We start from the raw sequence: 12,828 nt of genomic DNA, 5'->3' as shown, positions 1-12,828 counted from the left end.
TCCGGATGATCCTGCTGGATTAATGCGAGAAAAATTCTTACGTGATCATTTACGAAGAGAACGTGGATGGTATCAATGAAAAAATTATTACTAATTGGATTCTTTTGTTTCTTTAATTTAGTGGCTCATGCAGAAATACAAGTGCAAGTTGACCCATCTCAAGTCAGCATTGATGAGTCATTTAAATTGATTTTAACTCAAGATAATTTACAAAATGGAGGTGTCCCTGATCTAACTCCCTTACAAAATGAATTTGTAATTCTAGGCACCGAACGCCGAATGAATTATTCGATTATCAATGGACAAACTCAATCCTTGAGTGAATGGACCATCACCCTAAAGGCACAAAAAGAAGGAAAATTAACAATTCCGGCTATTAAGATAGGCAGAGAGTATACCGCGCCTTCAACCATTAATGTAAGCGCTGCGAGTGTATCCACACCACAAAGCACAGCTACTGATTCCAGCCAACAACAAAGTATTTATTTGACTACTTCAGCCAATCAAAAAAGCCCTATGTGAACCAGCAAATTATTTATAAAGTAACTTTATATAACTCAAAACATCTGTTAGATGCTGATTATCAAGGTCCCCAAGTTGAAAACGCTTTACTCATTCCCTTAGGACAAGAAAAACGTTATCAAACCCAAAAGAATAATATTAATTATCTTGTTGAAGAGCAAAACTACGCCATTTTCCCCCAAAAAAGTGGCCCTTTAAAGATAAAATCCCCCATATTTACCGCGTTAATTTATGATTTTAATCCAGAACGTGTTAAGGCAGAGGACAAAACGATTAGTTTAGAAGTACAGCCAATTCCTAAGGAGTTTTCTGGTAAGACCTGGCTTCCCGCTAAAGAAGTTAAATTCACTGAGCACTACGAAAACCCAGAATCAACAATCGCCCAAGGTAACACACTTGTTCGTACGGTGACTTTAGAAGGCAATGGAGTCCCAGCCCAACTTTTACCAACACTCACTTTTTCGGAAATTGATGGCGTTAATATTTACCCTGAAAAAGGCAAAGATAAAAATCAAGTTATTCAGGGCGAGTTAATTGGTCGTACGGAAATGAAGATTACTTATTTGTTTAACAAATCAGGAAAAATTACTATTCCTGAATTAAAACTCCCTTGGTTTAATACCGAAACAGGCAAAGAAGAATTTGCTATTTTACCCTCAAGGGTTATCGATGTTACAGCCTCAGCCACTATGCCCGTATCAAGTTCAAATCAACCTGCCCCGGCAAATAATCAAAATGAGCTACAACCAACAACCCAAATAAATGAATCCAACGCCAAAAATCAGTTTAATTGGGCCTGGATAGTTGCAGCATTCTTTGCTTTTGCCTGGTTAGTCACTTTGATTTTATGGGGACGGCAGAAACATCATAAATCCTCTGAAAAAGATCAGTACAAAAAAACTCTTAACGAACTCCACAAATCATGCATGCAGGCAAATCCTCAACAAGCACGTGATGCATTACTCAAATGGGCTAGATTACATTGGCCAGATGCAACTATACTTAACCTCGCTGATTTAACACGACGAAGCACTCATGCTGCTTTTAAAAAACAAGTGCAGATTCTTTCACAAATTTTATACAAAAGTCATGAAAAAATTTTGTGGCGTGGTGATGAGCTATGGGACAGTATTCAGCACATGAAAAAAAATAATACGCATAAAAAAGAAAGCAAAACCGATTTACCCCCCATCAATCCCTCTTAAATATCTTCGGAGGAATATTACTCAAGATTGTAGAGATTGCTTACCTCTTTAAAAAAGAATCAGCTGCTCTCCATTCTCATGGGTATTTTGGTCCACTATATCTTTGTCCGGCATGACCGTTATTGTATCCGCAATCAACGACGGAGTGCTTTTTTGGACTAAATTTTGTGACAAAGTAATGTGTCCCGGTAAATCATTGTCTGATAATCCTTTGTGTTTTTTTGCTAATTCACCTCCTGCTTTTTTAAAAGCAGGATTTTTAAGCATAGATAAAATATCTGAATGGACGACAGTATTTTTTTCGCTTGAATCATTTTTTAATTCTTGCGCGGTTTGCTGCTCATTATCAGGAGCGGGCCTTTTTGCAACCGCATTAATGATCTTATCTACCAACAACTTCATCAAAGGAACCGTTACACGCGCAACAAAATAAGCCACGCCTAAAGAGGCTGTAGCAGCAAGTATTCCAACTCCCACAGGAGGAATAATCAAACTGGTTACAATACCAACTAATGCAAGAGCAGCAAAGCCAACACCTACGGTTTTATCTAAAGCAGCTGCCGTGCCCAATTTTTCTAATTTTTGCTTACAATATTCTCGTGTATCGTATAGCCCTTGAAGTTCGTTTAACTGTGTAGTGATTTGCGATTTTAACGAGTCTAAATCTTTATCTTTTACCGCCTCTGCAACATTTTCTAACTTCTTTAATTCAAAAATTAGCGTGTTTATTTTCTTTGTTTTCTCAGTAATGTCCTTTTCCACCTGTGCTAATTTATCTTGAGTTTCCAGGCGCTTATAATAAAGGTTAGCTAAAGTAACTACACTTTGACCTAATGCAGCAACTCCAGCAACTAAAGCGATAATAGGCGCTGCGGGCGGAAACGCTACTGCAGTAATAGCGAGTCCTAAAATAACGGATGAATATAAAAGTTTGGCATTACGCGAAAAAGTGAAAGGGACTTCTTGCTTGGCTATAAGAGCCCCCACATAGATAGCTGGAATCCTAAAGAAATCAATAACCGCCGTTCCTAATTTAATATACTGAAACGCACTTGCTGCTGTTTGAGTAGCATTATTGACAAGTCCTTGTATTTCTATCATACGTGTAATTGCATTCCCAGCACCGCTTGCAGATGCTATAAATTTATTAAAAAAGGGGATCAATTTCAGTATCGATAAAGCAATAGATTTTTGTGAAGCAACGCCCTTCATTGATGCTAATTTTTTTTCGAACCCTACAGCATCTTCATTTAATTGGGGCTGTTCCATCGTTTCAATTTCAGTTTTGTTAAGAGACATTGGCTTATCCCTCTAATTGCTTATTCATTACACAGTATAACAATCAAAGATTATCTAAGTATTACCTAGAGATTAAATACATTTCATACCCTATGAAAAATATTCATTGGTGATGCCAAATCGATCGCATGGAAATAAAGTATTTCGTCTCTCTTTATCGCACTTAATTTGGCTTGCACATAACCTCTAAAATTCATTTTTTGTTTTAAAGCACGTTGAGTTACATCCCTTATCATTCCAGGTGCAACGGGAGACGATTGAGGTAGCAACCAAATTTATTAAGAAGGGGCATTCTAGATATTGGGACAATTGGCAAAAAAGTGTATAATTCCTTTTTTTGTTACACAAATATTGATCAGAAATGAATCTTGAAAAATTATATGACGTTATTATAGTCGGTGGTGGACATGCGGGCACAGAAGCGGCTCTTGCTGCAGCACGTATGGGGATGCAAACATTATTACTGACTCACAACATGGATTTACTCGGTCAAATGTCGTGTAATCCGGCAATAGGTGGAATCGGTAAAGGCCATTTAGTAAAAGAAATTGATGCCTTAGACGGTGCGATGGCAAAAGCCGCTGATAAAGCAGGAATTCAATTTCGTATCCTTAATGCGTCTAAAGGGCCAGCTGTGCGTGCAACGCGCGCGCAAGCAGATAGGGTATTATACAGACAGGCAATTAGAGAACAATTACAAACGCAAGAAAATTTGACCCTTTTCCAACAGGCGGTCGATGATTTATTGATCGAAGGAGAACGAGTAGCGGGCGTTATTACCCAAATGGGGTTTACTTTGCGAGCTCGTGCCGTTGTGTTAACTGTGGGCACTTTTTTGGGAGGGAAAATTCATGTAGGCATGAATCAATATGCTGGCGGACGTGCAGGAGATCCCCCTTCCGTCGCATTAGCAAAAAGCCTGCGTGATCTTGATTTGCCAGTTGGTCGTTTAAAAACAGGAACACCACCACGAATTGATCGTCGCTCATTAGATTACAGTCAAATGATTGTACAACCTGGTGACACTCCCATTCCTGTCTTTTCATATTTGGGGCATGTTAGTGATCACCCCCAACAGATTCCTTGTCATATCACGCATACAACTGAAGCCACTCATGAGATTATTCGTAACAATCTCCATAAATCGCCCATGTATGCAGGAGTTATTGAAGGTGTTGGTCCTCGCTATTGTCCCTCTATTGAAGATAAAATCGTTCGTTTTGCAGACAAATCATCTCACCAAATTTTTGTTGAACCTGAAGGATTGACTACTGAAGAAATCTATCCAAATGGTATTTCTACAAGTCTTCCCTTTGAAGTACAAGTCCAATTTGTGCGGACAATTAAAGGGTTTGAAAAGGCACACATCACGCGGCCAGGCTATGCGATTGAATATGATTATTTTGATCCTCGAGGGCTTACCTCATTTTTGCAAACCAAACCAATTCCAAACTTATTTTTTGCAGGTCAAATTAATGGGACTACGGGATATGAAGAAGCTGCAGCACAAGGAATTATCGCAGGCATGAATGCTGCGTTATATGTTCAAGACAAAGACCTCTGGTGTCCACGGCGTGATGAAGCTTATATAGGTGTACTTATTGATGATTTAATTACACGTGGGACTCAAGAACCCTATAGAATGTTTACATCCCGAGCTGAATATCGTTTACTTTTACGTGAAGATAATGCCGATTTGCGTTTGACTGCAAAAGGAAGACAATTAGGTGTAGTAGGAGACACACGCTGGCAGCATTTTTCGACGAAACGTGACGCAATAGAATCCACGCAGTCACTATTACACAATACTTGGGTGCGAGTGAGTCATAATGAACTGCTTTCTGATGTTCTAGTTAATCCGATGCAACATGACACGAGAGCCGTAGAATTTTTGAAGCGTCCAGAAATTAATTACCAGCATTTATTAAAGCTTCATGATTTAAATCTGCCTGAATTAGCATCTGAAGTCAGTGAGCAAATAGAGATTCAAAACAAATATGTGGGTTATATTGAAAGGCAACAGCAAGATATAGAAAAAATGCGTAAACAAGAGAATACCGTATTGCCTGAATGGATTAACTATAGTGAAGTAACCGGATTGTCCAATGAAGTCATCCAAAAACTCACAAAAATTCGACCAACTAATTTAGCACAAGCATCGCGTATCTCTGGAGTGACTCCTGCAGCACTCTCATTGCTCTTAGTTCATTTAAAAAAACAGCGAATTGATGCATGAAGGATGAAACACAAATTAAGCTACTGCTTGAACAAGGTTTACAGTCATTTGATTTAAAAGCCATAAGTGCTTCATTAGCAGATTACTTATTCTTATTGAACAAGTGGAATTCAACTTACAATCTCACTGCAATTCGTGATGTTGAGGCTATGGTTGGTAAACACATACTTGATAGCTTAGCGATTTTGCCTTGGCTTAAAGGCAATCGAATTATCGACGTAGGTACTGGCGCAGGTTTACCAGGGATTCCACTTGCGATAGCTCAGCCGGAAATAAACTTTGTATTACTCGACTCTAATGGGAAAAAAACGCGCTTCCTCAATGAGGTAAAGCGGCAACTCAATTTAAAAAATCTTGAGATAGTACAAAATAGGGTCGAGAACTACCACCCGACAGAAGGTTTTGATACAGTATTAAGCCGAGCGTTTAGTAGTCTTGGACAGATGATTCAGTGGACGCACCACCTGATTGCTGATGAAGGAATCTGGTTGGCAATGAAAGGGCGTTCCCCTGATATAGAATTGAATGACATAAAACAAAACTGCACAGTAAAATCATATTCTGTTGCAGGTGTTGACGGTGAACGCTGTTGCGTCATTATTGAAAACACAACTAAGGAATAAATCATGGCAAAAGTCATAGCCATTGCCAATCAAAAAGGTGGTGTAGGCAAAACTACTACCGCCATTAATTTAGCTGCTTCTTTAGCAGCAAATCGACAACAAGTTTTATTAATTGACTTAGATCCTCAGGGAAATACAACGATGGGGAGCGGTGTTGATAAAAATCAACTGGTACATACAACCAACGATGTGTTACTGCATGATTGTCTGGCGGGTCAAGCATGCCTAACCACCAGTGGCGGTTATGACTTGATACCTGGGAATGGTGATTTAACTGTTGCTGAAGTCAGTCTCATGGAACAAAATCATCGGGAAACTTTTTTGTACAAAGCATTGCAGCCTATTCAAAGTAATTATGATTTCATTCTAATTGATTGCCCACCGGCATTGAATACTTTAACTATTAATGCTTTTGTTGCTGCAGACTCGGTTCTCATTCCCATGCAATGCGAATATTATGCCTTAGAAGGTTTGGCTGCCCTACTTTCAACCATTGAGCAAGTTAAAGCATCGGTAAATCCTCGTTTGCAGCTTGAGGGGGTGCTCCGAACTATGTACGATACGCGTAACCGTCTTTGTTCTGAAGTATCAAAACAATTAATGGAGCATTTTCCCACTAAAGTGTATAGGACTGTAGTCCCTCGTAATGTGCGATTAGCTGAAGCACCAAGCCATGGGCTACCCGCATTGCATTACGATAAAACATCGCCTGGCGCAGCAGCCTATATGGTACTTGCCTCTGAACTTATTAATAAACAAACTGTTGCAGGATGAGGGGTAATTTATGACAGTAAAACGTAGTAGTTTAGGACGTAATTTATCCGCTTTGCTAAGCCAATCAAGCAATGTTCTTGTCAATGAAAAGCCCCAGGCTGAACGTCTCATGCTTGCAGTAGATTGTTTGCAACCAGGAAAATACCAGCCTCGTGGCGAAATGGAAGAAACACCATTACAAGAACTTGCCCAATCCATCAAAAAGCAAGGTTTGTTGCAACCCTTATTAGTTCGCGAATTAAGTGATGGTCGTTATGAAATTATTGCGGGTGAGCGTCGCTGGCGAGCAAGCCAAATGGCAGGCCTTGCTGAAATTCCTGTGATCTTAAAACAGGTAGATGATGAAACTGCCATGGCAATGGCATTGGTTGAGAACTTGCAACGTGAAGATTTAAATGCAATGGATCAAGCACGTGCGATGCAACGCTTGATCAATGAGTTCTCATTAACTCATCAACAAGTTGCTGAGCTCTTGTGCAAATCAAGAACTGCAGTGAGTAATTACATACGCTTACTGGCCCTGTCCAATCCTGTAAAAAAACTTTTAGAACATGGCGATATTGATATGGGACATGCCCGTGCGTTATTGATCTTGGAAGAAGAACAACAAAATCAAGTCGCCCAACTTATTGTCGCTAAAAATTTATCCGTTCGCGAAACAGAAAAATTAGTTGAGCGTATTAAAGCAGGGAAAAATGATCATGATAGTCATCACTCTAATGATATAAACCCTTCTCTTTTATATCATGACCAACTAAAAAATCTATCCAGACATTTGCAAGCAGCAATTAAGTTAAAACCAGGCAAAGCTGGCAAAGGATCTTTAGTCATTCACTATGACAATCAACATAATTTGCAAACAATTATTGAGCAGTTAATTAAAGGAGTATATTAATTGCATCCCCCAGCATGAACCTCATACGAAGAGTGTATTATAGTTACATTAAGTTTAATAAATACTTAAGTTTATATGAAAGAATAGAATGTGACCTGTCACTAAAATCTGTTCATCCCAAATTCTATAGTTTTTTTATCACTTAAATGTTTATTATCGATTAATTTCAACCTTTTATTTTCATCAGTAATGACAGGGGGCTGTTTACTCCATAATGCACTTGTTAAAGTTGATACGGTCCCATAACTTCCCGCTGTATAGGTTATTTTAGATTTTGTTAAAGCAATTTTTAGGGCTTCGATTGAGCGTGATCCTGTACCATATCCTATGTCTTCGGTAAATTTTTTAAAGAGTTCATTAAATAATTCATGTGGGTTTTTGTTCTTTATATTTTCCGTGTTGAATATAATCTGAGGTTCTTTTAAACCATTTTTTTCTACTATCTCTATTTGAAAATAATCTTTAAAAGCTTCGAGCTTAGTTTGAAGTTCTTCTATTGTCCCTCCACCTTTTAGGTAACCTTTATACCCACAATACTCGTCTACAAATATGCTCATAATTTTTTGAACACGCTGTAAGTTCATCTTCTTCTGTAAATCTTGCCATTTATCTTCTTCCTGATTTGGTTCTATAATCTGATTATTCGTGTTTTCGGATTCACGAGGTAGATCTTTTTCACTTGTCTTCTGAACTTGGTAGGACTCAATGAGCTCTCTAAGTTCAAGGTTCATGAATTTTGAGAAAATAGAACCTTCTTCTGACTTATAAAAACAACACTGTTCTGTATTTGATATTTTTAATGTTTTTATTAACTGTTTAATGATAGATTGCTCAGCATCTATATCGATTTTCTGCGGTTTTAATTTTGACATTGCTGCATTTAAAGCATTCTCTGTGCTTAAGATTACTCTAACTAAGTCTTCTTTTCTTATCGGCATATCCTCTTTTAAAGCATTCAATAATTCTATTGACTGATTGATGATGCCTGTGATGAGTTCATGCTGATTACTGCCAAATTTTTTTGCAAAAAAACCTTTATTTTCAGGTTTGGTTTGTTCTAACTGTTTGATACCCTTATCGATTAATTCGGAGAGTTCTTTTTGGTATTGTAAATTTTCCTGTTTAGACGCAATGATGATGTCTTTAGACTTGTCTAAAAATTTTTCCAGTATCTTGAAGAAATCCATTTCTCTTGGACCAGATTCTTGGAAGAATTTATTGTAAGCTTCTTTATCGTAAGTAACGAGTATCATGTTTTTATCGGTTACTTTAGGGATGTCCCAACCCACGTAACTATACCAGTCCTTCGAAGCTTCGTAGGTAATTTGACGCTTATCAAGAGCTTGTTTTAAAGCAGTTTTAGACCGAGAAAATAACGTACTCTCATGATAAAATTGATCAAATAATTGGTTTAAAAATTCGATGGGATTTACATCACATAGAGCCTCACTATTTACAGTATAATCAAGCATCTCCCGTTCATTCTCTTTTGTGATTTTAAACGTGAAATATTTTTCATAGGGTTTGAGTTTTTTTATTATTTCCTCGTTACTTGCTCCTTGGTCTAGATATGCTTGGATGAAGTCATTCATTATTAGTACTAATTTTTTTGCTGATTCATTTCTAGGAATGGCAATTTTAGACACAAATTCTCTTTGTATTTGTTCGAATTTCTCACAAACTTCTTTAAATTGAGAACTTAAACTCGATTCACATTGTAAATTTTTCGTAGAAAAATGATCAGCAATATCAAATACAAATTGCATTGTATCCAGCATTCGATGTTCTTTTTTATAGTATGCTTTGATTTCTTCCAAAAAATCTTCTGTTTTATTGATACATAAATATGCATAAACATCACCCATAGCTTTATACAAATGAGTAAGTTGTTGTTGTAACTCTATAAGTTCTTCAGTTTCCTTTTTTTCGCATTGGAGATTTTTCTTGATAAAAGTATTATATTTTTCTAATACCTTAGCGAGTTCTTCTTTTATTTCTTGGGCAGATATTTGTTTATTATTAACTTTAAATTTTTTATTATCTGTTAAATCATTAATATTAACTTTCCAATGGTCCATTAAATAGAGGAACTCTTCTGCCCGGGAAACACATTTATTAAGAACTTCATTAACCTTTTTAAGTCCTACCCCTATATTTACAGCTCTTTCTTGCATCTTACAAACCTATACACAATATGATCTATTATTAGTATGGATGATCTATTGTTGAACATAATAATCAGCAATGGTTTCCTGTGAGGTATCAGAATATTTACAACTGTTTCATGTTTATTCCGCCCTAATTTCAGAAAGAATTTTTAAAAATTAATTTAAAAACAAAGGAGCTATAAAAATCGAGGCACTACAAATTAAGAATGTGAAATAAATTGAAATTTTTATGTTTTTTGATTTTTAAGGCTTGATAAACAGGAATTAATTCTTCGGGTCGGTTTTCGAGTAGCTCAAATGACTGCAGAATTCACTATTTTCACTTTCGCTACGCACCTGGGAAGGCGTAACGCCGAGGCGCGTAGTCCGGAAGACACCCTGAAGGGATGCATAGTAAATCTTTCTGCAATCGTTAAGTCATTGGCGCAGATATACGTTTTGCTCATTCAGAGCAAACGTACCGTAGACAGGAAGATCGCGGCCTTTAACCTGTTGCGTTGGTGAGTGAATTCTGGAGACTGGGATGTCCCAAAATTTATAATGAGCTAGCGACACGCTTGCTCACTATTTTGCTTCTTAGCAAAAGAACTAACATATAAAGCCATGTGAATTATTAACTTGACACGTTAATCCAGGTGTCTGCAGCGTTAATACCGTTTTTCCATAGGTTACTTTAAGTTGTTGTCCATTTACTTGTAGTGTTGGATTCTCATAGAGCTCGAGTATTTGACATGCTCGTGTTGATTTATTAATAATCCATTTACTGGTAATCGGTGATGCAATAGATTGCATTGTTGGTACATATTTATTTAGGGGACACCGGTTAAAAGGATCATATGAGGATTGTAAAGCTAAGTCTGTAGGCGAAGGTGCTGCGATAATAGTACGGCCTGAGATTGCTAGCTGTACGGCATTATTTGCATTAACAATGCCAATACCACAAGATTTGATTCCCTTACAAGAGCGTTCAGGATCAGTAGTATTTCCAAATGGCATCACACTTTCTAAAAGAATATTTTTGACTTCTTGGGCACTAATGTTAGGGTTCAATGCATAAATTAATCCTGCAATTCCTGCAACATGAGGCGTTGCCATACTGGTACCTTGATAAAATGAGAAACCGCTATTTTGACATCCAGTATTCGTTGAAACTGTAGATAAAATTCCTCCCGATTCACATGCACCTCCATTAGGTTGTTCTCCTCCTGGCGCTGCTAAAGTAACGCGTGGGCCATAATTTGAATATTCAGCTCTATAGCCATCGATTTGTGTCGCCGCTACCACGAAGACATTACTACAAGAGCGGGGAGGATTATTAGAGGCTGGCTCATCATCATTACCAGCACTTACTGTAATGGTACCATTATGATCATTGATGAAGGTATCAATTGCCTCTTGAAGTGAAACAGGACAACCAACTTCTAATGTATTACGAAAGCTCATACTAATGACTTTAGCAGGATAATTATTATGCGGAACTCCATAAACCGTTCTACCCATTGCCCAATATATAGCAGTTTCTATTCCTGAAGCGGTTATTTCTACTTCTATAGGTAAAATTTTAAGCAAAGGCCCCATGCCTGCAATGCCTGAAATAGAGCCTGTGGCAGCTATGGTCCCGGCAGTATGTGTTCCATGATCCTCTTTTGGATCTGAGGTATCAGTATTATTTTTGACAAAACTCCACCCGGGTGATAATAAATTGGGATTTAAATCCGCATTTGAATTAATCGCTTCAAAATTGGTTAACACAACGGGAGGATTAGCATAACCTAATGTTATTGCCCAAGCACCGTCAAATGCGCCCGCTGATGATTCTAAAAAAACCCCTCCGGGACCATTAAATTCATCCCATTGAGAAGCATGAGAAATCAATACCAGGTTTGACGCTTGTAGCGATGATTTTTTATTAATGTCAGAAGGCCTGATAGGACAAAATGTAAAATCTCGATCAGCATATTTAACATCAGAGCGCTTTAATAATTGAGCAATCGCCTGATTAAAATAAGCATTTCTAGATAAATTTTTTGTTGTTGCTAACTTTTTAAGTTGTTCAGAGTCAACCACAATAAGATAAGCACCGCTTGGCATAGGCTTGATTGACTGGATAGGTAGCTCACTGTCTTTTGAAAAGGTATCCCAAAAGCGACTACCCAAATCAGGTTTGTTTATGCTGCTTACCGTATTAAACTTTAAAATAATTTGATCTAAAAATTTCCCACATGGCTTTTCTGCCGCAAATAAGTGAGAACCTATAGAAGAAAGCACCCCAAAAGTGCCAAGTATAAAATAATTCCTTATATTCATCATCTATCCTAATTAGACGGGATCTTTAACCAAAATAAAAAATAAAATTAAGTTTTGGCCCGAGTAGATAAGCATTTTTTGCAAAAACGTTGGTTTCGGTATAATCATCCTCATCCCTTGAAAAAGTGCCAAATGGAATTTTTCCTAACCAAATATAATCTACACCTAAATCAATAAAAATATTGGATAGTGCTGCATACCTTATCCCTGCAGATACTTGAGGGCTAAAATTACTTCGATTTTTATTAGATTTCATTAATAAATAAGTATCATCCTCATTGGATTGATAATTTAATGAATTCTTAGTTCTAATATTGGCAGCGCCTAATCCTGGGGCTGCATAGACTGAATATTTTTTATTTATTAAATATTCAATATTGAGAATACCTGCGACAACATTCCCTTCCATCTTTGTATGGAGCGTATTAGTAATATCAGTACCTTCGAAAGGGCCAATCATAAATGGATCAAGGGTTTTTGAATACTTTCCTAGTTGGAAATAGGAAACTTCGGGGCTTAATTGCCAAGAAGACGATACGTGTAGTGTAAATCCAACTGCGAAATTTCCAGCCCAGTTTCCGCTATTGAGAGAACCAGAATTAATAGAAGGCTCTAAGGTACCCGGAATAGGATGAATGCGTGTAAATGAATAGTTACTGCTTTGGCTCCACAAATAATCTGGACCTAATTTTACATAAATAGGTACCTGTTGGAAGGCAAATGCACCGTTAATTCCCCCAATTGACAAAATTAATACAGATATAATATATTTGATTTTCATCTTATTCCTTATTAAATA

8 protein-coding genes and 1 pseudogene are annotated in these 12,828 nt (G+C 37.3%); 5 read left to right on the top strand and 4 right to left on the bottom strand.

What is annotated here, in order from left to right; genetic code table 11:
- The first annotated feature begins 75 nt into the window (after positions 1-75).
- A pseudogene (locus EL220_RS00510) lies at positions 76-1,727 on the top strand (BatD family protein).
- Between the two features lie 48 nt (positions 1,728-1,775).
- On the opposite strand, the gene EL220_RS00505 reads toward EL220_RS00510, so the two are convergent.
- A complete protein-coding gene (locus tag EL220_RS00505; RefSeq protein WP_027271988.1) occupies positions 1,776-3,026 on the bottom strand; it encodes a hypothetical protein in 1,251 nt (416 codons plus the stop codon).
- Between the two features lie 361 nt (positions 3,027-3,387).
- Between EL220_RS00505 and mnmG the strand changes: the two genes are divergently transcribed.
- The 4 genes from mnmG to EL220_RS00485 are packed head-to-tail and all read left to right on the top strand — an operon-like array spanning position 3,388 to position 7,554.
- On the top strand, positions 3,388-5,262 hold the full coding sequence (gene mnmG, locus EL220_RS00500) for a tRNA uridine-5-carboxymethylaminomethyl(34) synthesis enzyme MnmG (RefSeq protein ID WP_027271989.1): 1,875 nt from the start codon (positions 3,388-3,390) through the stop codon (positions 5,260-5,262).
- Positions 5,259-5,885, top strand: a complete 627-nt coding sequence (gene rsmG, locus EL220_RS00495) for a 16S rRNA (guanine(527)-N(7))-methyltransferase RsmG (RefSeq protein ID WP_027271990.1) — start codon at positions 5,259-5,261, stop codon at positions 5,883-5,885. The genes mnmG and rsmG overlap by 4 nt, the downstream gene beginning before the upstream one ends.
- A gap of 3 nt (positions 5,886-5,888) precedes the next feature.
- Complete coding sequence (locus EL220_RS00490; protein WP_027271991.1) at positions 5,889-6,659, top strand: ParA family protein; 771 nt, start codon at positions 5,889-5,891, stop codon at positions 6,657-6,659.
- A gap of 10 nt (positions 6,660-6,669) precedes the next feature.
- On the top strand, positions 6,670-7,554 hold the full coding sequence (locus EL220_RS00485) for a ParB/RepB/Spo0J family partition protein (protein WP_027271992.1): 885 nt from the start codon (positions 6,670-6,672) through the stop codon (positions 7,552-7,554).
- Between the two features lie 101 nt (positions 7,555-7,655).
- Here EL220_RS00485 and EL220_RS18085 read toward each other — a convergent pair whose 3' ends face one another.
- The 3 genes from EL220_RS18085 to EL220_RS00470 form a co-directional block, all read right to left on the bottom strand.
- Entirely contained in the window at positions 7,656-9,728 is a 2,073-nt protein-coding gene (locus tag EL220_RS18085; RefSeq protein ID WP_027271993.1) for a hypothetical protein, read from the bottom strand.
- A gap of 582 nt (positions 9,729-10,310) precedes the next feature.
- The gene (locus tag EL220_RS00475) at positions 10,311-12,029 is read right to left on the bottom strand and encodes a S8 family serine peptidase (protein ID WP_027271994.1); all 1,719 of its coding nucleotides are present in this window, start codon (positions 12,027-12,029) and stop codon (positions 10,311-10,313) included.
- 25 nt (positions 12,030-12,054) lie between these two features.
- Positions 12,055-12,810, bottom strand: a complete 756-nt coding sequence (locus EL220_RS00470; RefSeq protein ID WP_027271995.1) for an outer membrane protein — start codon at positions 12,808-12,810, stop codon at positions 12,055-12,057.
- Positions 12,811-12,828: the final 18 nt, after the last annotated feature.

The organism is Legionella sainthelensi, assembly GCF_900637685.1.
Classification (GTDB): Bacteria; Pseudomonadota; Gammaproteobacteria; order Legionellales; family Legionellaceae; genus Legionella; species Legionella sainthelensi.
Note: the sequence above shows the minus strand (reverse complement) of the source record. Positions and strands in the feature narration are given on the sequence as shown.